The sequence below is a fragment of the Streptomyces sp. NPDC004721 genome (assembly GCF_053601495.1).
Map to the genome: position 1 here is coordinate 128,434 of NZ_JBSGBZ010000017.1, position 22,650 is coordinate 151,083.

Consider the following 22,650-nt stretch of genomic DNA (forward strand, 5'->3'; position numbering starts at 1 on the left):
TCCGTCTTGGCTTGGTGGAGGTGTACGGTGCGGCCTTTTCAAGCCGCGGAATGATTTCCTCCGCCCAACGCCCCGTAGCGTGCCCTCCGTTCAGCGCATGTGCCCCTTCGCGATGTCCGCGATGAACTGACGTGACTGCTCCACGTTCAGGGCCTGCGCCCGCAGGTGCTCGTACATCACGCTGTACTTCTGGACGTCGTTCGCCTTCTCCAGATACAGGTCGCTGGTGACGCCCTCGATGTAGACGACGCTGGAGTCCGCCGTGTCCGGGAACTCCAGGATCGCGTACTGGCCGTTGAGGCCCGGGTGCGCGCCCATGTCGAAGGGGATGACCTGCACGGTCACGTGCGGCAGCCGGGACTGCTCGACCAGGTGCTCCAACTGCTCCCGCATCAGGGCGGGGCTGCCGACGATCCGGCGCAGGGCGGCCTCGTCCAGGACCGTCCACAGTCGCAACGGGTTCTCGGCGGCGGAGATTCGTTCCTGCCGGCGCATTCTGACCTGCACCCGCTTCTCGATGTCGGCGGGCGCCGTCTCCGGCAGGGCGCCGGCGATCAGCGCTTCCGCGTACTGGCGGGTCTGAAGCAGCCCCGGGACGACCTGAGGGTCGTAGATCCGCAGGCTCGCCGCGTCCGTCTCCAGGCCGATGTAGACGCTGTAGGGGATGTCGCCGAAGGAGTGCCACCAGCCCTGCTGGCGCGAGTCCTTGGCCATCTGCATCAGCGAGTCGACGATCCGGTGGTCCTCCACCTCGTAGACCCCGCACAGATCGCGCACGTCGCGCTGGCTGATGCTGCGCCGGCCGTTCTCCAGGCGGCTGATCTTCGACTGCGACACCAGCAGTCGCTCGGCCACCTCCTCGGCCGTCATGCCCTTGAGTTCGCGCAGCCTGCGCAACTCCTGGCCCAGCCGGCGCCGCCTGACAGTGGGATTGACATTGGACGCCACGGGACGTGCACCTCCGGCCGCATGCCTCTACTTTGCGTATCTGCTGCTGAGCAGACTGCCACCAAGGTGCTTACTACCGCTGGGAAACGCCGGATATGCAGCGGGTACACGTCAGTTCGGGCACGTACTCCGCACCGGGACATGGCCGAACGGGCGGCGGGACGCGTACGAGGTGTACGTTCCCGCCGCCCCTGTCGATCCTGCGGCTCCGGACCGTCGCTCCGGGGCTGGGGACTGCGGTGCGGCGTTGTTGTGTACGGTGCGGCGTTCCGAACGGTGCGGCTCAGTGGGCCACGGCACGGGCCATGGAACCGTGGCGTGGCTGCATCGGAACGCCACGAGCGGGTTCCGCCGCGGGCCTGGCGCCCGCCCCGCCCTGGCGGCCGGCCGAGGCCGCGCTGCGGCGTGGCTGTGCCGCCACGCCGTTCTGGACGTCCATCACGGCGTGCGCCACGAGGCCGCCCATGGGGTCGTGCCGGATCAGGTCCCTGAGCCGGGACCGTGACGACCGCCCCTCGTTGCCGGGGTACAGGTGCTTGCCGAGGCCGACCGCGTGCGCCAGCGCGGCGAGCGCCGCCGTCCGCGGGTCCGGCGGTACGCCGGTGCGGATCGCCGAGTCCAGCCGGGCCCTGATCTCCCGGCTGATGGCGGTGTCCGTCGCCTGGTAGCGAGTCGTCGGCAGCACCCCGCACATCTGGCCGGCCACGGCGTGCACCATGCCGCACCGCTCCAGATGCGAGAGGTAGGTCTGGCGGAGCCCGAGACGCGGCCCGCCGATCCAGTGGACGGCCCGTACCGGAGCGCCGCGCCTTCGCAGCAACTCCAACGCGCAGTCCAGAGTTGGATCTCCTGTCGGCCGTGGTGCCACCACGGCGATACGATCCCCGTCTGGGGCTATCCGTCCGGCCAGCGCCAGCTCCACTAGCTGTGCTCCGGCCAGACCTAGGTCGAGCGACTGCGGCTGTGCAGTGGTACCCGTGGCCGGGTCCAGTGCCAGCAACAGAAGCTCCTCCGGAAGTGTTCTGCGGCTCCTGCCCATCCATGCCTCCCCGCGTGGATGAATGACAGGGTGACCCCTCTCACAATGGTCTGTCGAGGGTGCGTGACCGGTTCGTAAGGGAACCGGTAGGTATGTCGTTCTCGTCTACCGCATGGGTTTGGTCCGTACACAGGACACTGGTACATGGTTCGGACAGTGGTACGGCCAAGGGTCCGACTGCGTCGTCCGGGTGGCGGTTCAGATCGTGATTCACGGTTCGGTAGCGGCACGTTGGGCGTGCGGCACATGAGGAGGCATCGGTGGCGGGCGAGTCCCCCGACAGGTCGAAGCAGCGCGAGTCGTCGGTACAAAAGACGTCGGGGAGCGCGGGTCCGGTTCCCGAGTCCAGGAACGAGGCCCGCGACCCGCGGCTCGCGCTGACGGGGGAGTCCGGTGAGTCGGAGGAGTTCCGTGAGCCGGGCTCGGCAGGTGGCTCCCAGGGGCGCGGCGGGGTCGATACGGCCACTCGGGTGCTTTCGACGCGTGGCGTGAAGACGACGGCGAAGACCGACGACGCCGATGACACCGACGACGCAGACGATGCCGATGACACTGCGGGCACTGCCGCAGAGGCCGGCGCGCCGGGTGACGCGCGCCTGCGTGCGGCGGTGGCCGCGTGGGTGGACGCCGGGGACGACGAGAAGCGCGGGGAGGACGCGGGGGCCGCGTCTGGGACCGAGGACGCCGACGCCGACGCCGACACCGAGGCTGAGGCCGCGGAGGGCGCCTCTGGCGCGGAGGCTGCCGCGCGCGGGAAGACCGGGGCCGGGTCCCGGGCCGCCGACGAGGCCGCGGTCGCTTCCGACGCGGAGGACGCCGAGGGCGAGGAGGCCGAGGGCGAGGAGGCCGAGGGCGAGGAGGCCGACGGCGCCGCGCGTGGGAAGACCGGGGGCGCGGCGGAGGCCGACGCCGAGGGGTCCGAGGTTGCCGCGCGGGGAAAGGCCGGGGCTGAGTCCGAGGCCGCCGACGACGCCGTGGTGGGCGCTTCCGAGGCGAAGGACGCCGAGGGCGAGGACGCCGACGACGCCGAGCCTACGAAGGCCGGGGGCGCGCCGGAGGCCGACGCCGAGGGGTCCGAGGTTGCCGCGCGGGGAAAGGCCGGGGCTGAGTCCGAGGTCGCCGACGACGCCGCGGTGGACGCTTCCGACGCGGAGGACGCCAACGAGGCCGACGACGCCAGGCGTTCCGAGGCCGGGGCCGCCCCTGAGGCTGCCGAGCGTACGAAGGGCGGCGCTGAGCCCGAGGCTGACGGCGAGGGGCCCGACGCCGACGCTGACGACGCTGACGACGCCAAGCGTTCCGAGGCCGGGGCCGCCCCTGAGGCTGCCGAGCGCACGAAGGGCGGCGCTGAGCCCGAGGCTGACGCCGAGGGCCCCGACGGCGACGTTGACGACGCCGAGGACGCCGACGCCGACGACGACGGCGACGCCGAGCGTGACGGCGACGGCAAGCGTGCCGAAGCCGACGAGGTCGCGGAGGACGACGACCCCGAAGCCGGTGACAGCGGCTCGGAGGGGGTGGCCCCGGACGAGAAGCCGCCCGTGGACCAGCCCACCACCATGCTGAAGATCGGCGGCGCCGCCAAGCCCCAGGTCGACCAGCCCACGACCATGCTCAAGCTGGGCGGCGACAAGAAGCGGGCGCCCGAGTCCGACGCCGAGCGGACCAGCAAGTTCGTCGCGCTCAAGCAGTTCGACACCGCGCAGCCCCGCAAGCCGCAGCCCGCGCAGCCGGACACGCCCACGTCCAAGCCCGTACCCGCGGACGCCACGGCCGCCGTCCCGCAGGTCGGCCCCGAGCGCACCACGCAGCAGCCCCTGCCTCCCAAGCCGCCGCTGGACCTGCTGGCCGAGCTGACGAACACTCCGCCGCCGCCGGAGACCCCGCTGCGCACCGCGGTGCGCCGCGTCAAGATCTGGACCCCGCTGGTCATCCTCCTGCTGATCGTCTTTGCGGTCGTGCAGGCCGTGCGCCCGCTGCCCGACCCCGCCTTCGCGCTGACCGCCGAGGACACCTACACCTTCCAAGGCGACCAGGTGAAGCTGCCGTGGCCCGACGAGGGCCAGGGCTGGATGGACGTGGACGGCGTCGGCACGATGGACCACTTCGGCGAGCAGAAGCCGGTCGCCATCGGCTCGGTCGCCAAGACCATGACCGCGTACGTCATCCTGCGCGACCACCCGCTGAAGGCCGGCGAGGAAGGCCCGAAGATCGAGATCGACCCGACGGCGGAGAAGGAGGGCGGCTACGACAAGGCCGGCGAGTCCACGCTCAACACCATGAAGGTCGGCGACTTCCTCACCGAGAAGCAGGCCCTGTCGGCGGTCATGATCCCGTCCGCGAACAACATCGCGCGTCTGCTGGCCCGTTGGGACGCGGGCTCCGAGGCGGAGTTCGTCAAGAAGATGAACGCCGCCGCCAAGGAACTCGGGATGGCGAACACCACGTACACCGACCCCTCGGGTCTGAAGGAGACCACCGTCTCCACCGCCGAGGACCAGGTGAAGCTCGGCAACGCGGCCATGAAGATCCCGGCCATGGTGGCCATCACCAGCGCGGCCAGCTGGACGGATCCGACCGGGAAGTACTGGAACAACTACAACGAGTTGCCCTACGCCATCGGCGCGATCGGCATCAAGACCGGCTCCACCACCGCGGCCGGCGGCAACCTGCTCTTCGCCGCCCACAAGCAGGTCGGCGGCCGGACGGTGACGATCGTCGGCGCGATCCTCGGCCAGCACAAGGGACAGTCGATCCTCGACACGGTCAACGCGGTCAGCAAGACCGCGCTGGTCGCCGCGAAGGACGTGCCGACCTCGGCGAAGATCGTGAAGAAGGGCGATGTCGTCGGGTACGTCGACGACCAGCTCGGCGGCCACACGCCGGTCGTCGTCACCAAGGACGTCACCGCGGTCGGCTGGGCCGGCCTGCGGGTGAAGTTGTCCCTGGTCACCAAGGACGTACTGCCGCACACCGCGAAGGCCGGCACGGAGGTGGGCATGCTCACCCTCGGTGACGGCGGGGACGGTGCCGTACAGGTCCCCGTCGCCCTCCAGGAGGACCTCGCCGAGCCGGGCTTCCCGGCCAAGCTGACGCGCCTCGGCTGACCTTCGCGTCATCCGGCGGCCGTCGCCGCCCCCGCGCACCCCGTCGACCAGCCCCACCCGGGAGCTGATCCGACGGGGTGCGTGCTAGCGTCACGAAACGGGCATGTCGCCGGTCGCGGGACGCGGCCGCGAACAGAGAACAGGACACGGGGAGTGCCGTCAGGTGGCCACAGCGGATCCGACACGCGCCGACGACGCCGAGCCGGGCCCGGGGAACGGTGCGCGAATAGGCGCGTCCACGACTGACACGGACGGTGACCGCGGGCGGCCGGACGGCCCGGTGGGCGACCCCGGGGGCGATCGGGACGGCGAACGGTCCCGCGCCCGGTCGGCGATCATGGCGGTGCGGGAGCGGATGCTGCGGCACCCGGTCCTGTCCGTCACCGTCCTGGCCGGTCTGCTGCACATCGTCTGGTTCTTCACGTTCGCCAACAGCGGCGGCGACCTCGCGGCGCAGGACGCCTGGGCCGAGTTCGTCGGCCGGCACCCCGACTCGGCGTACAACCTCGCCTGGTACGGCGGCATGCACCCGGTGTCGTACAGCGTGGTGTCGCCGTATCTGATGTCCCTCCTCGGCGTCCGTACGACCATGATGATCGCGGGCACGGCCTCGGCGGGCCTCCTGACGCTGGTCCTCATCCGCAGCCGCTCGGTCAGGAACCCGCTGTGGGCCGCGCTGATGGGCGTCTTCGGGCTGCTGTGCAACGCGGTGTCGGGCCGGGTGACCTTCGGGCTGGGGACGATGTTCGCGCTGGGCGCGGTCGCGGCCGTGTTCTGCTGGCCGCACCGCTGGCGCTTCAAACGCTGGGCGAAGGCGCTGGTCGCGGCCCCGCTGGCCGCGCTGGCCACCATGTCCTCGCCGGTGGCGGGCCTGTTCGTGGGCCTGGTCGCGGTCGCGCTGTTCTTCCAGAAGCGCCGCCCGGGCGCCTGGGCGCTGGGCCTGGCACCGGCCGCGGTGGTGGCCGCGTCGGCCTGGCTGTTCCCGTTCTCCGGCACCCAGCCGATGTCGTTCGCCTCGGTGATCCTGCCCCTGGTCTACGCCGTGTTCGCCGTCGTCCTCGTCCCCCGGGAGTGGAAGACGGTCCGGATCACGTCCGCGGTGTACGGCCTGGCGGTCGTCCTGGTCTGGCTGATCAGCTCCCAGATCGGTTCCAACATCACCCGGCTGGCCATGCTGTTCGGCGGGGTGGTCCTGGTGGCTGCGCTGCCGTTCGCGGTCCCGCGCTCGCGCACCTGGTACACGATCGTGCTGGCCGTCGCCGTCTTCGTCGGCTGGATAGGGTTCAAGTCGGTCGACGACATCGTCAACACCACGCCCGCCGCCTCCTGGGCGCGCGAGCTGGCCCCCCTGGTCAACCAGTTGCAGCAGGTGGGCGCGGAGAAGGGCCGCGTCGAGGTGGTCCCCGCCCGCTCCCACCGCGAGGCCTCCGCGCTGGCGCCCTACGTCAACCTGGCCCGCGGCTGGAACCGGCAGGCCGACATGCAGCGCAACCCGCTCTTCTACGACGACACGCTCAACTCGGCGAACTACCACGACTGGCTGCAGCGGTGGGCGGTGCACTACGTGGTGCTGCCCAAGGGCGAGGTCGACGGCAACGGCGCCGAGCGCGAGCGCGCGCTGGTGCAGGAGGGCATGCCGTACCTCAAGCAGGTCTGGGGCGACGCCAACTGGCAGCTGTTCAAGGTCACCGACCCGGCGTCGCTCGCCGAGCCGGACGCGGTCGTCGAACGCGCCGAGCAGGGCGAGATGACCCTCCAGGTGCGCAAGGCCGGCCGCGTCCTCATCCGCATCCCGTACTCGCCCTGGCTGAGCCTCGTCGACGACCAGGGCAAGAGCCTCAAGCCGCCCCAGGAGACCGACGCCTCCAAGCACCGCGCCGAGGGCGAGCCGAAGACGTACGACAACGTCAACGGCTGCCTCATGGAGACGGAGCAGGACGCCGAGGGCGACAAGTGGACCGTGCTGGTCGCGCCGAAGGCGGGCACGTACCGCCTGGCGGCGCCGTACCAGCTGCCGCGGGGCACTCCGTGCCCGGACGAGTTGAAGTGACCGCTGCCGGGTGCGGGGGCGCTGGGGACTGCTGTCCCCAGACCCCCGCTCCTGCCGGCACGGCCTCGTCCTCAGGAAGGTCTCGTCCTCAGACGCCGGGTGGGCTGGTCGGTCCGCTCACCTCACCGGAAACGCCACGTCGCACACCGGGTCCTCCGGCCCCGACGCGTCCCAGTCCGCGAAGTACACCTCCCGGCAGGGTCCCGCCTGCTCCAGTCCCCGTTCGGCGATCCACTGCTCCACCGCGCCGAACGCGGCCAGGATCTGCGGATGGGCCACCTGGGCCTTGGTGATCCGGGTGTAGGCCAGCCGCTGCGCCGGCTCCACCCGCACCTTCGTCTCCCAGGTCCGGCCCCGCGCCTCGGCCCAGGCTCGGGCGGCCGCCTCGTCGGCGACGGGCACACAGGCCTCGGCGGGCCCGTCGCTCTCCATGGACACCTCGGCGTGGTAGACGACGAACGGCGCCGCCGTGACACCCCCGCACTCGCCGGCCGCCGCCAGCAGCCGGGTCAGCGACGCCCCGATCCACGTGGGCAGCTCGTCCGCCAGGGTGTGCCGGGTCTCGGTGATCACCACCTGGCCGGGTACGTCGACCGTTTCCACCTCGAACTTGCCGTACATCTCGGAGCTCCTCCCCGACAGTCGTCCACGGAGGTACTCGGCGAGGGTCCGCTGGCCGGCCACCCGTGCCTCGACGGCCGCCCAGTACGCGGCGAGCCGGTCGGCCGCGTCCGCGCCGTCCACCTCGACGGCCTCGACCACCTCGGCGACCCGGGCGAGCGGCATGTCCAGCTCGCGCAGCAGTGCCACGAGCCGGGCCCGCTCGATCTGGGACCCGCGGTAGTAGCGGTAGCCGCTGGACGCGTCGACGTGCGCCGGGACCAGCAGGCCGAGACGGTCGTACAGCCGCAGGGCCTTGGCCGACAGCCGGGCCCGCGCGGCGAACGCGCCGATGGTGAGCAGCTCCTCGTCCACGCCCTCATCCTCCGTCACCGGGCGGCCTGTCCCGCCCGGCGGAAAGGACGCTCCGCCCTGCCCCAGGGGCAAGGTCAACACCCCTGGGGCGGGCCCTTCGGGCGAGGCCCGTGGGACGGGCGTGGGACGGACCATTCAGGCGAGCTGCTCCTCGACGGCCGCGACCAGCTCGGCGGCCTCGGGACCGGTCTGCGGGGAGAACCGGGCGACGACCTTGCCGTCCCGGCCGACCAGGAACTTCTCGAAGTTCCAGCGGATGTCCCCGCTGTGGCCCTCGGCGTCGGCGAAGCCGGTCAGACGCTCGTAGAGCGCGTGCCGCCCCTCCCCGTTCACCTCGACCTTCTCGGTCATGGGGAAGGTGACGCCGTACGTGGCGGAACAGAACTCGGCGATCTCCTCGGCGCTGCCCGGCTCCTGCCCCATGAACTGGTTGCACGGCACCCCGAGCACGGTGAAGCCCTGCCCTGCGTACCGCTCGTGCAGTTGTTCGAGTCCGGCGTACTGCGGGGTGAGCCCGCACTTGGACGCCACGTTCACGATGAGCACGACCTGCCCCGCGTACTGCCCGAGGCCGGCCGACCCACCCTGGAGAGCGCCGATCTCCACGGCCAGGGGGGAGTCCGGGGTGATGGCACCGCTGCTGTCTGAAGTCGTCATGACCGGATGCTAGCCGCGCGGGACGGCAGCGCCGAGCGGCGGTCCCCTGGCCCGGGCTCGACCCTGCGCCGGTCTCTGCGCTCGTGCTGGCGCTTGTCCCTGTGCCGGTCCCTGTGCCGGTTCCCGGGTCGGCCCGTGCGTCGGTCCCTGCGGCGGTCCTTGCGCCCGCCCCCTTGCCCCCACCCGATCATGGGCCGGTCCCTGCGCCTGCCCGTGTGCTCGTCCCCGTGCCTGTCCTTGAGGCTGCCGCCTCGATGAGGACCTGGCCCGCCCCCGTCCGGGAGTACAGCACCGATCGTCCGGCTCGTCGGCGCTCCACCAGCCCAGCGTCCAGCAGTACGCGCAGATGGCGACCCACGGAGCCCAGCTTCTGCCCGGTCACGGCGGTCAGCTGGGTGGTGCTGAGCGGCGAGTCGAGCAGGATCAGCACCTGCGCGCGGGTATGGCCCAGCAGCGCGCCGAGGCCCGCGGGCACGGCGGAGCGGCGCGCGTCGGTGTCGGCGAGGGCGCCGACGCAGGGGTAGACGACGGCGTACCGGCGCTGCGTTTCGTCCCACGACACCCAGCCGGCTTGCGGGGTGACCGGTACGAAGACGAGCTGGGCGCCGGAGATCTCGCGCGGCGGATACTCGTGCAGGTTGACCTGGAACCGGCTCTCGCCGAGCCAGCGCGTGCCCGGCCGGAGGGTGTCCAGTACCGCCGCCCAGCCGCCCCGGCTGACCCGCGCGGTCCGTGCCGCGACATCGGCTTCGAGGACGCGCCGCCGCCGGGCCCAGTAGGGCCGTACGGCGTTCGCCCACACGTACTCCAGGAGCCGGGCCGCGCGCTCGGGCAGGTCGTCCCGCTCCAGCGCGGCCGGCAGCGGCCCGGCGAGCGAGGTCCGCAGGTGTGCGCGGGCGTCCGCCGGGTCGGTGGCGCGCATCCGTTCGACACCCTCCTCGAAGGACTCCTCGTCCCGTGGCGTGGGGGTGAGGAAGTCGGCGATCCAGTCCCGGCCCAGTCCGGCGCGGACGAGGAACGCGGTGACGGGGTCGTCGGCGAGGAGCCGCCGGTAGGCGGGCAGGTGCGCGCGCAGCCACGCCTGTTCGCCGGGATGTCCGCCGGTGCCCGCGTGCAGCAGCTTCAGGCTCGCGAAGGTCTCGGCGAGCGGCGAGAGCAGGAACCGGCTTCCGGCGAGCGTGTCGGCGTTGACCTGCCACCAGCCCATGGACCCTCCCGCCCTCGGCGACCTTTCGCACCTGTGCGAAACAATAACCACCGGCTCCGTGCCCGCCCGAGACTCCGGCGCATGCGCAGTTATCAACAGCTCTTCCGCACCCCGGAGTTCACCCCGCTCTTCCTCGCGTCCTGCGCGCAGACGGTGGCCCAGACGGCGAGCGGACTCGCGCTCGGCACCCTGGTGTACCGGGCGACGGACTCGCCGCTGCTCTCCGCGGTGAGCATGTTCGGCCCCTCGCTGGCCCAGGTGCTCGGCGCCAGCCTCTTCCTGTCCGGCGCGGACCGGCTGCCGCCGCGCCGTGCGCTGGTGGGCGTGTGCCTGTTCTTCGCCGCGGGCACGGCGCTGCTGGCGGTGCCCGGCCTGGCGCTGTGGGCGGTCTTCGCCGTGGTCCTCGCGCAGGGGCTGGTCGCGTCCCTGGGCGGGGGAGTCCGCTGGGGGCTGCTGAACGAGATCCTGTCCAAGGACGGCTATCTGCTGGGGCGTTCGGTGTTCAACATGATGAGCGGCGTCATGCAGATCGCCGGGTACGCGACGGGCGGGGTGCTGGTGGCGGCCCTGTCACCGCGGGTCTCGCTGCTGCTGTCCGCCGTGCTGTACTCGTTGGCGGCCGCGGTGCTCCGCCTCGGCCTGACCCACCGGCGGCCCCGTGCCTCCGGCCGCCCCTCGGTCTCGGCGACCTGGCGCACCAACGCCCTGCTGTGGTCGTCCCGCCGGCGCCGTCTGACCTACCTGGGCCTGTGGCTCCCCAACGGCCTGGTGGTCGGCTGCGAGTCCCTCTACGTCTCCTACGCCCCCGCCGTGGCGGGCACGCTGTTCGCGTGCGCGGCGCTCGGCATGCTGGCCGGCGACCTGACGGTGGGCCGCCTGCTGCCTCCGGCGGTACGGCGCCGGGCGGCCACGCCGCTGCTTCTGCTCCTGGCCGGTCCGTACCTGCTCTTCGCTCTCCACCCGCCCGTGCCGGTGGCCGCCTGCCTGGTCACCCTCGCTTCCGTCGGCTTCGGCGCGAGCCTGGTCCAGCAGGAGCACCTGATGAACTCGACCCCCGACGAACTGGCCGGCCACGCCCTGGGTCTGCACTCCGCGGGCATGCTCACCCTCCAGGGCGTCGGCGCCACCCTGGCCGGCACGGTCGCCCAACTCACGTCCCCCGCAACGGCGATGACGGCGACGGCGGCGGCCTCGACAGCGGTGACCCTGACCCTGGCCATCGCGTCCCGCCGCCCTAACACCGAGAAGCGCGAACCCTCTTCACCCAGGCCCTCCCACCCCACCGCCCAAGCAGCCCCGCCGCCAGCGCCAGAAGAAGAGCACCCCAGTCGATGACATGCGGCAACCCGGGAAAGAACGCGAAGAACGCGACAACGACACCAAACCCACCCCCAAACCCACAAACCCCGGCCCAGCGCCGCATGACGCCGGCCCGCTCCTCCGCCGGTCCATCCGCCTTCCCCTGCTGCCGCTGCTGCTCGCTCATACTCGGCTCACTTCGTGACGTGATGACACTGACTCACCCGCCGCACGCCATTGACGTGGAGGTGGGCGCATGTCTTGCCATAACGAGGCAGAGTCTGAGGAGAGTTGCTCCGCATGGGGTCGATCTTGCACTCGTCGTGCGTCCTGCCGCGCGAAGTGCGATAGGTGCGGTTGCCGGTGTCCGCGTAGGTGAAGTCGATACGCCAGTTGCAGAAGCCACTGCTGAGCGCTCCCACGAAGGCGCAGTCGACCCCGGCGTTCTGGTAGGTGATCCGGAGTGCGCTGCCGCGGATGATGTGCGTGAACATGCAGCCCGTGGGGACCTTCATGGTCACACCGCCCACGCTGTACTCGAAGGTCCGCACGGGGGTCGAGCCGACTGCGGAGGCGCTGGCGCCCGTCGCCGAGGTGAAAACCAGCGCGCCGGCGGCACCGATGGCGGTGATGAGCCGCGCGACCTGAGGAATGGCCATGGTGATCCCCTCCTGATGGCCCCTTGCCAATCACGGGGGACAACCGCGCCCAGGCAGGGCGAGTTGCGGGACTCCGACCCGTTTCACCGTCCCAGGTGACCACGGAACACCTCTGCTGACCTGCAGAAACGTTATGGACGGCGCGGCGGGTTGCACCACCCGCCGCGCCGCGGATGGCCGCGGCGCTTGGTGGGTGGCTTGGTGGGGTTGTTCTAGTCCTTGACCGCCCCCGCGTTCGCGCCCCGGACGAAGTGGCGTTGGAAGCAGAAGAACAGGATGGCCACGGGGAGGGTCGACAGGAGGGCCGCGGCCAGTTTCAGGGGGTACTGGGTGCCGCCGCCCAGGCTGCCCGAGACCATGCGGGCGAGGCCGGTGGTCAGGGTTTCGTACTGGCTGGACTGGGTGGCCACGAGGTAGTGGGTGAACTCGTTCCAGGAGCCCTGGAACGCCAGGATCGTCACGGTGATCAGGGCGGGCCGGGCCATCGGCAGGACGACCGACCAGAAGGTGCGGAAGACACCGGCGCCGTCGACGCGGGCGGCTTCCTCCACCTCCCGGGGAATCGACTCGAAGAACTGCTTCATGATGAAGACCTGCGTCGCGTCCACCAGCAGCGGCAGGATCATGGCGGCGTAGGTGTCGAACAGCCCGAAGGTGTTGAGCACCAGGAACCTCGGGATCAGCAGCACAATGGGGGGCACCGCGATCACGGTGAGGAGGAACCCGAACAGCAGCGTGCGGCCGGGAAAGCGCAGCCGGGCCAGCGCGTACCCGGCCATCGACGCGAACAGCACCCGCCCGGTGGTGACGACGACCGTGACGAACACCGAGTTGCCCAGCCAGCGCAGGAACGGCACCCCGTCCCCGGCCTGGCTGATCCCGAACAGCCGCTGGTAGGCGGCGGTCGTCGGGGTGACCGGGAACAGCCCGAGGGGATGGGCCGCGGCGTCCGGGTCCGTCTTGAACCCGGTGACCAACTGGATGGCGAACGGCATGAGATACAGCAGCCCGAGCGCCGCCACCAGCGCGTACCCGAGGATCCGCACGGGCCGGGGGAAGCGTCCGAGCACCGGACGTCCCTGCGCCCGGGCGGCCGTGGATGGGGCGCTCATCGGTTCCTCCGGGGACGGGCGGCGCGCTCGCGCAGCAGGAAGCGCTGGACGGCCGTCATGGTCAGGATCAGTACGAGCAGGACGAAGGCGATGGCCGCGCCCTGACCGAAGTCGGCGTCGTCGAAAGCGGTGGAGTAGGACAGGAACGCCGGCGTGAGCGTGGTGTTGCCGGGCGCGCCCTGGCTCATGACGTACACCTGGTCGAAGACCTGCCAGGTGGCGATCAGACCGAGCGTGAGGACGAGGAACAGCACGGGCCGCAGCGCGGGCAGCGTCACGTACCGCAGCATCTGGAAGCGGCTGACGCCTTCGATCGCGGCTGCCTCCTCCAGCTCGCGCGGGACGTCCTGAAGGGCCGCGAGGAAGATCAGCATGAAGGTGCCGGAGGTCGTCCACACCGCGAGCAGGATGATCGTGCACATCGCGACCGACGGCCCGGACAGCCACTCGAACCAGGACAGCCCCATGAAGGAGTGGTTGGCCAGCGCACCCGAGGGATGGCCGGTGTCGACGATGCCCAGGCCGCCGAGCAGCAGGGACAGCACTCCACGCGGGTCGTTGAACCAGTTCGGGCCCTTCACCCCGATCCAGGACAGCGCGGTGTTGACGGCTCCGCTGCCCTGGAACAGGAAGAGGAAGATCGTGGAGACCGCGATCGAGCTGGTGACCGAGGGGAAGAAGAACGCGGTGCGCAGGGCGCCCCGGGCGCGCAGCAGCCGCTGATTGACGATGAGCGCCAGAGCCAGCGCGAGGAGGGTCTGGAGGGGCACGGTCAGCAGCACGTAGTACACGTTGTTGCGCAGAGAGGTCGCGAACAGGGTGCGGTCGAGCCCGTCGTGGGCGAGCAGCGCCCGGTAGTTGTCCAGGCCGACGAAATCCGCCTGTGCGCTGAACGGGTTGGACTGCCCGTCCCAGTGCAGCAGGCTCACCCACAGCGCCATCAGGGTCGGCAGGACCAGGAAGAGGCCGAGGACGAGCACCGCGGGGCTGACGAACAGCCAGCCCCAGGCGCCCTCCGCGCGGCGCCCCACCCGCCGGGCGGGCGCCGCAGACTTCGGGCCGGGCCCGCCGGGCGTGTCAGGTTCGCCCGGCGGGCCGGCCGTACGGGACCCCTGGCCGGCGCGGGAGCGCGGCTCCGGACGGGGGTGGTGTGGCGTACGCGCGGACACGGTGGGTCAGTTGCCCTTCGTGAGCGCCGCTTCGCCGTTGCGCTGCAGGTCGGCGAGGATCTTCTTCGGGTCGGCGGTGGCCAGCCCCGCGAGGTCGGTGTTGAACTGGCCGAGAACCTTGTCGAATCCGGCGAGGGTCACCGGGCCCTGCGCGTAGGCGCTTCCGTCGACCCACGCCTTCGCGGCGGGGTTCTGCTTCGCGTACTCGGCCAGGGCGCTCGTGCGCGAGGGCATCACGCCGAAGGCGTCGGCGTTCTTCAGCTGCTGCGCGCTGGAGTTGAGGTACGTCACCAGGTCCACGGCCGCCGCCTGGTGGGCGCTCTCCGCGGCCACGCCCCAGCACTGGCTGAAGGCGAGCGTGCCCTGGCCGGCCGGACCGGCGGGCAGCGGGACCACCTGGTACTTGACGTCGGGGTAGTCGGCCTTCATGGCGCCGTCGAGCCAGTTGCCCTCGATGGTCATGGCGGCCTTGCCCTTGCCGAAGGCCTCGCCGCCCCAGTTGGTGTCGACCTGGTTGGCGTACTTCATGGAGCCGGACTTCAGCAGGGACTGCACGTAGGTCAGCGCCTGCACGTTCTGCGCGCTGTCGGCGGTCATCTTCGTCTGGTCGGCGTTGGTCATCCAGCCGCCGGCCTCCTTCATGAAGACGCCGAGCCGCGCGTGTTCGGCACCCACGACCAGCCCGGTCGTACCGTGCCCGGTCAGCTTGCCCGCGACCTTCTTCAGCTGGTCCCAGGTCGTCGGGTAGTCCTTCTCGGTCAGCCCCGCCTTCTTCCACAGGCCGGTGTTGACCGCCAGCGCGAGCGTGGAGGTGTCCTTGGGCAGGCACACCAGCTTGCCGTCGTGGGTGAAGGAGGCGCGCAGCTGCTCGGAGAAGTCGTCGGCGTCCTTGACCTTGTCGCCATAGGCGTAAAGGGAGCCGCCTCTGGTGTAGTTCGCGAACTGGTCGGAGTTGACGTAGAAGGCGTCCGGCGGCTTGTGCCCGGCGAACGCCTGGGCGAGCTGCTGGTTCATGTCCTTGGCGACGTCGACGGTCACCTTGTTGCCGGACTCCTTGGCGTACGCGGCGGCCGCCTCCTTGACGGCCTTGGTCTCGGCGTCGCCGGAGCTGGCTATCAGCACCGTCAGGTGCTGGCTGGAGCCGGTGTCCTGCTCCTTCTTCTTGTCGCCGCCGAAGCTCGACGAGCAGCCCGCGGTGGCCAGGAGCGCCGCGCAGGTGGCGAGGGCCGTGGCGGCCGTACGGTGGGACATGGATTCCTCCGGGGATCGGGGATGTGAGTGGCGGCTCCGCCCGGCGGCGCGAATCACGACCGGGGGGTGGAGGAGGAGAGAACTCGGGGTGGGACGGCGCCAGTGGGGACGGCGCCGGCCCTGGTGCCCGGTGTCTGCCGGGCCGTCGTCAGACGGCGGGAGCGACCGCGTCCGCAGCGGGTGCGCGGGTGCTGTCCCGGACGACCAGGGACGGCGGCAGCAGGATGCGTTCGGGCGGCGCGTCGGGAGCGGCCATCCGCGCCAGCAGCAGCCGTACGCACTCCCGGCCGACCTCCTCCAGCGGCTGGGCGATGGAGGTCAGCGCGGGCGACAGGAGTTCGGCGGTCGGCGAGTCGTCGAAGCCGACCACGGCGACGTCGCGGCCGGGGGCGGATCCGCGCTCGCGCAGCGTCTGGTAGCAGCCGAGCGCCAGCATGTCGCTGGCCGCGACCACCGCGGTCGCCCCCGCGTCCAGCAGCGGCTTCACCGCGGCGCGGGCCGCGTCGATGTCGTTCACGCTCTGCGCGCGGCGCCCGCGGGTCGGCAGCCCGTGCCGTTTCATGGCCCGCTGCCAGCCCTCGGCGCGGTCGTCACCGGCGCCGGAGGAGCCGCGCCCCCAGCCGAGGAAGGCGATCTTTCGATGCCCCAGGCCGATCAGGTGCTCCACGGCGGCGTCCGTGCCCGAGGCGCCGTCGACGTCGATCCAGTCGCCGATCTGCCGCCGCGACCACATCCGGCCGAAGGCGACGAACGGCACGTCCCGCTTGGCGAGCCACGCCTGGCGCGGGTCGTTGTGCTCGGTGCCGCTGAGCACGAAGCCGTCGACCTCGTGCTGGTCGAGCAGCTCCTCGTAGCCGTCCAGGGTCGGCGAGCCGGGCTGGCAGGCGAACAGCAGGATCCGGTAGCCGGCCTCGTCCGCGGCCTGCGACAGGGCGTGCAGGAACCGGTCGAGGACGGGGCTGCTGGCCGGGGAGGGCAGGATGCCGTAGCCGATCAGCTTGCTGGAGCGGGTGCGCAGCGTCTGCGCGGCCCGGCTGGGGCGGTAGCCCATCTCGTCGATCACCCGGCGGACCCGCTCCAGGGTCTCGGAGCGCAGCAGGTCCGGCGAGTTGATCGCGTTCGACACGGTCTGCGGGGAGACCCCGGCCCGGCGGGCGACCATGGCGAGCGTCACCGGGCCGCCCCTGGCGGGCGGGTCGTTGCTGGAGCGGGCCATTGCGGGCCTCCGACATGCAGAGGGAACGATGAGCGTGTTTTAGCGTTCCAAAAGCATTGTCAGCGCTCTGACGAGTCACTTAGTGTCTTTGGAACGATCAAACGCTGAGAGGTTCTACTCCTTTGGACTCGACTGTCAAGACCCCCGACACCAACGGCTCGGTCACGCCGCCCCCCGCGGTGACCGAGGGCCTTCAGCCGTTCCTGCACGACGCGGTCGTCACGCTGTACGCCCCGACCTTCGTGATCTCGCGCGCCGACGGGGCCCTCGGCGGCGGCGCGGACGGCTTCTTCCACGGCGACCGCCGGGCGCTCTCCCGGCTGACCGTCGCGGCCGACGGCATCCCGCTGGCGCCGGTCGGGCACGGGCTGCGCGGGGCGGACCGGGCGGACTTCCGGTCGATCCTGCGCGGGCTAGGAGAGGTGACGGCGGACCCCGCGGTCGCCCTGCACCGCCGCCGGACCACGGCCGCCGGCCGGCTCGAGGAAGTCCTCGAAGTCAGCAACGCGGGCACCCAGTCGGTCCGTTTCCGGCTGACGGTCACGGCCGCCACCGACCTCGCCACCATGGAGCAGGTCAAGTCGGGGCGCCAGGTGGATGCGGCACCCCCGCAGGCCACGAACTCCGGCGGGAGCGAACTGTCCTGGGCGAGCGACGGGTTCGCCGTGCGCCTGACCAGCGAGCCCGCGCCCGACACGCTGGACGTCCCGGCGGGCCGGCTGTCGTACGACATCGCCCTGGACCCGGGCACCTCGTGGACGGTCACCCTGCGCTGCACCGCGGCCCACGCGGACGGCGACCAGTTCCCGGCGCCCCCCGCCGACTCCGTACCGTGGCGCACCCCCGTCCTGCGCAGCGCGGACCGGGGCCTCGACCGGTGGCTGGAGCAGTCCCTCGCCGACCTGGACCGCCTGCGCCTGACCGACCCGCGCTCGCCCGGGGACCGGCCGGACCAGTTCCTCGCCGCGGGCGCTCCCTGGTTCCTGACCCTCTTCGGCCGCGACTCGCTCTGGGCCGCCCGTATGCTGCTCCCGCTCGGCACCGAGCTCGCGGCCGGCACCCTGCGCACCCTCGCCCGCCGCCAGGGCGGCGTCACCGACCCGGCCTCCGAGGAACAGCCGGGCAAGATCCTGCACGAAGTCCGGCGCGACACCTCGGCGTTCAGCGACACGTTCTCGCTCCCGCCGGTGTACTACGGCACGGTGGACGCCACCCCGCTGTGGATCTCGCTGCTCCACGACGCCTGGCGCTGGGGCCTGGCACCGGAGGAGGTCGAGCGGATGCTGCCGCACGCCGAGTCGGCGCTGGCGTGGATGCGCGACCAGGGGGACGCCGGCGGCGACGGCTTCCTCAAGTACGTCGACCTGTCGGGCCGCGGCCTGGCCAACCAGGGCTGGAAGGACTCCGGCGACTCCATCCGCTACCGCGACGGCAGCCTCGCCCAGCCGCCGATCGCGCTGTGCGAGGTGCAGGCGTACGCCTACGAGGCCGCCCGCGGCGGAGCGGCGCTGCTGCGGTCCTTCGGCCGCCCGGGGGCCGACGACTGGGAGGAGTGGGCGGACCGGCTCGCCGCGCGCTTCCGTGAGCGCTTCTGGGTGGAGGACGAACGGGGCCCGTACCCGGCGGTCGCGCTGGACGGCGACGGCAGGCCGGCCGACACGGTCACCTCGGGCTTCGGCCACCTCCTGGGCACGGGTCTGCTGAACCACGAGGAGAGCGCGCTCCTGGCCGCCCGGCTCTCCGGCGGCGACCTGGACGCGGGCCATGGTCTGCGCACGCTGAGCAGCGAGGCGGTGGGCTTCAACCCGTACGGCTACCACATCGGTTCGATCTGGCCGCACGACACGGCGATCGCCGTGCACGGCCTGGCCCGGTCCGGTTTCCCGGACGCCGCGGCGTCGCTGGCGGACGGCCTGCTGACGGCGTCCGCGGGCTTCGACGCCCGGCTGCCCGAACTCTTCGCGGGCCACGGCATCGAGGCCGGCCCGCGCCCCGCGCCCTATCCGGCGTCCTGCCGGCCCCAGGCGTGGGCGGCCGCGTCCTCGGTCCTCGTGCTCCAGTCGGCCCTCGGCCTGAGCGCGGACGTCCCCGCCGGCACCCTCACGGTGAACCCGGGCTTCGCCGGTGCGTACGGCCCGCTGACGCTCACCGGGCTCCAAGTCGCCGGAGGCCGCCTGGACATCACGGTGAGGGCCGACGGATCGGCGGAGGTGTCGGCTCCGGAGGGGCTGACGGTGATCACCGGCTGATCCCTTGACGAGGGGCCCGGCTGCGGGCGGCGGGCTGCGGGCTGTGGGCTGCCGTAGGTACGGACGGGGGAGGGAACAGGCGGCGGCGCGCGGTCGGTCGTAGGAGGTGGCGTCACTCGTCCTCGGGTGGCGCCGAGGACTCCGCGAGCCGTTCGCCGATGTCGTCCGCCCATTCCTGGGCCCAGCTGCGGAGCTCGGCGATGGCCCGGTCGTCGAGCCCGCAGGCCGCGAACTCGCGGTCGTCGATCCATTCGGCGCCGACGAGCCGGGTCTGCAGATCGGTGAGGTCGAGGGCGTCACCGGCGTGGCGGCGGCCGAGTTCCTCCAGCTCCGGGTGGCTCCACCGGTCGGCGGCGGCGTGGACGTCGACGAGGTCGGGGGCGAGCCCCTGATCGGCCAGTGCGCGCACCCTGGTGCCGACGACGTCCTCGACGGAGAGGACCGGGCCGAACTCGCCCGCCTCCAGCGGCCGCCACAGCACTTCCTTGAGCACCTGCACGGCGTACTCCTCCCCGGCCCCGGTTCCGGCCTCCGGGATACCGACCACCAGCCGGGCCGCGAGCGGCTCCGTCCCCGACGTCCGCACCCGCCAGCCGCGCTCCTCCAGGCCGCCCCGCACCGCCGCGACGATGTCCCCGGTCTCGACCGGGCTCTCGGTGGCCACGTCGACGTCCCGGCCGGGCCGGTCCACCAGTCCGTGCGCCCGCACCGCGTCCCCACCGGCGAGCGCCAGCCCGTACGGCGCCCCCACCGCCAGCAGGTCGCCCAGCAGCCGCCGCCGCACCTCACCGGCGTTCATCCGGCGCTGCCGCCGTCCGCGAACGGTCCCTGCCCGGACCGGTAACACGAGCACTCGGCCGCGGCGCACCGTGAGGGGATCATGCCTCGATTATCTCCGCCGGGCGCCGAGCGGAGCGGGAACAGCGCCCGGCGCGCGTCGGCCGGAACGCCGCTCGCGAAGAAATTCCGCGGGGGTGTCGTCCGGAAGGGATCCCGGAGGGGTTTGAACGGGTGGAGAGGCACCCTCACACCCAGCCTGGATCCCCCAAGGGTCCGTGTTCCGCCAGGAGTTGGCCGTTCATGAAACGGACGCTGAAGTATCTGACCTGCGCCGCCGTCACCGCCGCCGTGGCGGGGACGGCCACGGTGTCGTACGCCGTACCCGCGAAGGCACCGCACGGCACGGTCACGAAGGCGGGGGCGGCGCAGGTCCAGGCCGCTTCGGTCTCGAAGGCCCGGGCCGCCACGGTCGTGCAGGCGAGGCGAAGAAGACCGCCCCGACGCCCCGTGTCGTCGCCCCCGGTGAGCATGTGACGGCCGTCCCCGGCTTCGAGCTCTGGCTCACGGCGGAGGGCAAGCACTGGACGTCGCCCGCCTCGCCGGAGCCGCAGTTCCGGAGCGTGGTCGACGGCAACATCGTCCGGAGCGACCTCGGCGTCTCCCTCCAGGGGGAGTCCGAGGACGGCCGCATCTACCTCTCCGGCGTGTACTACGGCGGCAAGGGAACCGCGTCCAGCGTGGAGGTCGAAACGGTGGCCGGGACGGTGTGGGGCAAGCTCGTCGAGCTGCCCGGCGACCCCGGATGGGGCGTCTGGTACGCCGTCACCGACTTGAAACCGGGCAAGGACCCCCTCCACTTCGAGAACCAGATCACCGTCCGCAACACCGAGGGCGGGCTCTACGCCCAGTGGAAGTGACGGTGATCCGGCGGGCAGGGCCCCGGTGAACGAGGTCTCCCTGCCTCGAACGGCTGTGGCCCGTCCGGGCGGTGTCAGTCCTCGAAGCCCTGGTCGCGCAGGATCCTGTTGACGCGGGTGCGGTGGGCCTCCTCCCACGCGTCGAGGGTCTCGTCCGCCTCCTTGGCCAGCCGGGCCCGTGCGGCGGCAAGGACTTCCTCACGCCGGGCGGCCGGGACCACCACGACGCCGTCCTCGTCGGCGACCACGACGTCGTCGGCGCTCACCTTCGCCCCGCTACAGGTCACCTGCGTGTTCAGCGGCTCCACGGCCTTCTTGCCGCCCGGGATCGGGATGACGCCCCGGGCGAAGACGGGGAAGCCCGCCTCGCGGACCTCGCCCAGGTCGCGGATCAGGCCGTCCAGCACGAAGGCCGTGACGCCGCGGCGCTGGGCCACGGCGCAGACGTTGCCGCCTGCCAGGGCGTAGTCCAGGTCGCCGGACTCGACGACGATGACGGAGCCCGGGGCGGCACGGTGAATGGCCGCGTGCAGCATGAGGTTGTCACCGGGAGGGCACCGCACGGTGAACGCCGGCCCGGCCACGCGGGGCACCGGCGACCACAGCGGGCGGATGCCGATGTCCATGACCTGCGCCCGGCCGAGGAGGTCGGCCAGCGTGGTCGTCGGGATGTCCGCGAATCCGTCGGCGGGAGCGGTGGCTTCGGTGGCGTCCGTCGTGGCGTCCGTCATGGCACCTCTGATCGTCTCGACTGTGGTCGTCCCTGTGGCTGCCCGCGTTCGACAGTACGAGCCCTCGTCGCCCCTGGTCCACCAGGTTTGCCGGACAGTGGTGTGATCGAACCGACTGATCGGTCCGAACCAAGGACGGAGACCACCGACATGCCACTGCGCTGCGCCGTGCTCGACGACTTCCAGGACGCCGCCCTCGCCTCCGCCGACTGGAGGCCGGTCGAGGACCGAGTGGAGATCGTCACGTTCCGCGAGCACATCTCGGACGAGGGCGAACTCGCCAACGCGCTCGCCGACTTCGACATCGTCGTCACCCTGCGCGAACGCGTCCCCTTCCCGGCCGCGCTGTTCGACCGCCTGCCCCGCCTGAAGCTGCTCGTCGCCTCCGGTATGCGCAACTCGGTCATCGACTACGCCGCCGCCGAGCGGTGCGGCGTCACTGTGTGCGGGACCGGAAGCTCCTCCACCCCGCCGGTGGAACTGACCTGGGCGCTGCTGCTCGGCCTCGCCCGCGACCTGGTGACCGAGAACAACGCGCTGCGCGCGGGCGGCCCTTGGCAGTCCACCGTCGGCGCCGACCTCCAGGGCCGCCGCCTGGGCCTGCTCGGCCTCGGCAAGATCGGCAGCCGGGTCGCGCAGGTGGGCCTCGCCTTCGGGATGCGGGTCGGCGCCTGGAGCCGGAATCTCACCAAGGAGCGCACCGACGAGGTGGGCGTGGAACTCGCCGCCTCCAAGGAGGAGTTGCTGTCGAGCAGCGACTTCGTCTCGGTCCACCTCGCGCTGAGCGACCGCACGCGCGGCCTGCTCGGCGCCGCCGAACTCGCCCTCCTCAAGCCCACCGCGTACCTGATCAACACCTCGCGTGCCGCCATCGTCGACCAGGACGCACTGCTCGCCGCCCTGCACGAGGGCCGGATCGCCGGTGCCGGAGTGGACGTGTTCGACGTCGAACCGCTCCCCGCCGGCCACCCGATGCGCACCGCCCCGCGCCTGCTCGCCACGCCCCACCTCGGCTACGTCTCGCAGGCGAACTACGCGACGTACTACGGCGACGCCGTGGAGGACATCCAGGCATACCTGGCGGGCAAGCCGGTACGCCGTCTGGGGTGACCTCGTTGGTCATGCGCACCGTGAGCCGCAGCAGGGCCGCCTTCTCCTCGCGGCTCTCCGTGAAGATACGTCCAGGTGCGCACCAGCAGTCCGCGGTGTACCCCGGACGCCCCCCTTCCGCCGTTGCCGCCCGGACCACAGGCGAAGGCCACTTCGCACCGGTCCTAGGTCCGG

19 protein-coding genes are annotated in these 22,650 nt (G+C 71.9%); 7 read left to right on the plus strand and 12 right to left on the minus strand.

Annotation, left to right across the window (positions count from 1 at the left end; genetic code table 11):
• Positions 1-90: 90 nt before the first annotated feature.
• The gene (locus ACWEK3_RS18100; protein ID WP_390877271.1) at positions 91-948 is read right to left on the minus strand and encodes a helix-turn-helix domain-containing protein; all 858 of its coding nucleotides are present in this window, start codon (positions 946-948) and stop codon (positions 91-93) included.
• 283 nt (positions 949-1,231) lie between these two features.
• On the minus strand, positions 1,232-1,987 hold the full coding sequence (locus ACWEK3_RS18105) for a GOLPH3/VPS74 family protein (protein WP_376410160.1): 756 nt from the start codon (positions 1,985-1,987) through the stop codon (positions 1,232-1,234).
• Between the two features lie 470 nt (positions 1,988-2,457).
• Between ACWEK3_RS18105 and ACWEK3_RS18110 the strand changes: the two genes are divergently transcribed.
• A complete protein-coding gene (locus tag ACWEK3_RS18110; RefSeq protein WP_453250086.1) occupies positions 2,458-5,094 on the plus strand; it encodes a D-alanyl-D-alanine carboxypeptidase in 2,637 nt (878 codons plus the stop codon).
• 163 nt (positions 5,095-5,257) lie between these two features.
• Positions 5,258-7,144 carry an MFS transporter gene (locus ACWEK3_RS18115; protein ID WP_453250087.1) on the plus strand — a complete coding sequence of 629 codons (1,887 nt, stop codon included), beginning with the start codon at positions 5,258-5,260 and terminating at the stop codon, positions 7,142-7,144.
• Between the two features lie 117 nt (positions 7,145-7,261).
• On the opposite strand, the gene ACWEK3_RS18120 is transcribed toward ACWEK3_RS18115, so the two are convergent.
• The 3 genes from ACWEK3_RS18120 to ACWEK3_RS18130 form a co-directional block, all read right to left on the minus strand.
• Positions 7,262-8,137 (minus strand): MerR family transcriptional regulator, encoded by an 876-nt coding sequence (locus tag ACWEK3_RS18120; RefSeq protein ID WP_453250088.1) that lies wholly within the window; start codon positions 8,135-8,137, stop codon positions 7,262-7,264.
• A gap of 117 nt (positions 8,138-8,254) precedes the next feature.
• Positions 8,255-8,776 carry a glutathione peroxidase gene (locus ACWEK3_RS18125; RefSeq protein WP_450547486.1) on the minus strand — a complete coding sequence of 174 codons (522 nt, stop codon included), beginning with the start codon at positions 8,774-8,776 and terminating at the stop codon, positions 8,255-8,257.
• Between the two features lie 187 nt (positions 8,777-8,963).
• On the minus strand, positions 8,964-9,983 hold the full coding sequence (locus ACWEK3_RS18130) for a winged helix-turn-helix domain-containing protein (RefSeq protein ID WP_450547487.1): 1,020 nt from the start codon (positions 9,981-9,983) through the stop codon (positions 8,964-8,966).
• A gap of 81 nt (positions 9,984-10,064) precedes the next feature.
• On the opposite strand from ACWEK3_RS18130, the gene ACWEK3_RS18135 reads away from it, so the two are divergent.
• On the plus strand, positions 10,065-11,318 hold the full coding sequence (locus ACWEK3_RS18135; protein ID WP_450547488.1) for an MFS transporter: 1,254 nt from the start codon (positions 10,065-10,067) through the stop codon (positions 11,316-11,318).
• 158 nt (positions 11,319-11,476) lie between these two features.
• Here ACWEK3_RS18135 and ACWEK3_RS18140 read toward each other — a convergent pair whose 3' ends face one another.
• The 5 genes from ACWEK3_RS18140 to ACWEK3_RS18160 form a co-directional block, all read right to left on the minus strand.
• Positions 11,477-11,941, minus strand: a complete 465-nt coding sequence (locus tag ACWEK3_RS18140; protein ID WP_253266137.1) for a hypothetical protein — start codon at positions 11,939-11,941, stop codon at positions 11,477-11,479.
• Positions 11,942-12,153: 212 nt separating this feature from the next.
• Positions 12,154-13,053: a carbohydrate ABC transporter permease gene (locus ACWEK3_RS18145; protein ID WP_450546503.1), complete on the minus strand. Its 900-nt coding sequence runs from the start codon at positions 13,051-13,053 to the stop codon at positions 12,154-12,156.
• Complete coding sequence (locus tag ACWEK3_RS18150) at positions 13,050-14,084, minus strand: carbohydrate ABC transporter permease (protein WP_453250089.1); 1,035 nt, start codon at positions 14,082-14,084, stop codon at positions 13,050-13,052. Before ACWEK3_RS18150 ends, ACWEK3_RS18145 begins: the two co-directional genes overlap by 4 nt.
• A gap of 144 nt (positions 14,085-14,228) precedes the next feature.
• Positions 14,229-15,473 carry a sugar ABC transporter substrate-binding protein gene (locus ACWEK3_RS18155; protein ID WP_453250090.1) on the minus strand — a complete coding sequence of 415 codons (1,245 nt, stop codon included), beginning with the start codon at positions 15,471-15,473 and terminating at the stop codon, positions 14,229-14,231.
• 148 nt (positions 15,474-15,621) lie between these two features.
• Positions 15,622-16,689 carry a LacI family DNA-binding transcriptional regulator gene (locus ACWEK3_RS18160; RefSeq protein ID WP_453250091.1) on the minus strand — a complete coding sequence of 356 codons (1,068 nt, stop codon included), beginning with the start codon at positions 16,687-16,689 and terminating at the stop codon, positions 15,622-15,624.
• A 122-nt stretch (positions 16,690-16,811) separates the two neighbouring features.
• On the opposite strand from ACWEK3_RS18160, the gene ACWEK3_RS18165 reads away from it, so the two are divergent.
• Positions 16,812-18,938: an amylo-alpha-1,6-glucosidase gene (locus ACWEK3_RS18165; protein ID WP_453250092.1), complete on the plus strand. Its 2,127-nt coding sequence runs from the start codon at positions 16,812-16,814 to the stop codon at positions 18,936-18,938.
• A gap of 112 nt (positions 18,939-19,050) precedes the next feature.
• On the opposite strand, the gene ACWEK3_RS18170 is transcribed toward ACWEK3_RS18165, so the two are convergent.
• A complete protein-coding gene (locus ACWEK3_RS18170; protein ID WP_453250093.1) occupies positions 19,051-19,737 on the minus strand; it encodes a hypothetical protein in 687 nt (228 codons plus the stop codon).
• A 281-nt stretch (positions 19,738-20,018) separates the two neighbouring features.
• Here ACWEK3_RS18170 and ACWEK3_RS18175 point away from each other — a divergent pair, with 281 nt between their 5' ends.
• Both ACWEK3_RS18175 and ACWEK3_RS18180 read left to right on the plus strand, forming a co-directional pair.
• The gene (locus ACWEK3_RS18175; protein WP_453250094.1) at positions 20,019-20,252 is read left to right on the plus strand and encodes a hypothetical protein; all 234 of its coding nucleotides are present in this window, start codon (positions 20,019-20,021) and stop codon (positions 20,250-20,252) included.
• On the plus strand, positions 20,249-20,635 hold the full coding sequence (locus ACWEK3_RS18180) for a hypothetical protein (protein WP_450546496.1): 387 nt from the start codon (positions 20,249-20,251) through the stop codon (positions 20,633-20,635). The genes ACWEK3_RS18175 and ACWEK3_RS18180 overlap by 4 nt, the downstream gene beginning before the upstream one ends.
• A 74-nt stretch (positions 20,636-20,709) precedes the next feature.
• Here ACWEK3_RS18180 and ACWEK3_RS18185 read toward each other — a convergent pair whose 3' ends face one another.
• Positions 20,710-21,366, minus strand: coding sequence for an RraA family protein (locus ACWEK3_RS18185; protein WP_453250095.1), 657 nt, complete (start codon positions 21,364-21,366; stop codon positions 20,710-20,712).
• Positions 21,367-21,516: 150 nt separating this feature from the next.
• On the opposite strand from ACWEK3_RS18185, the gene ACWEK3_RS18190 reads away from it, so the two are divergent.
• A complete protein-coding gene (locus ACWEK3_RS18190; protein WP_453250096.1) occupies positions 21,517-22,476 on the plus strand; it encodes a D-2-hydroxyacid dehydrogenase family protein in 960 nt (319 codons plus the stop codon).
• The last annotated feature ends 174 nt before the right edge of the window (positions 22,477-22,650 follow it).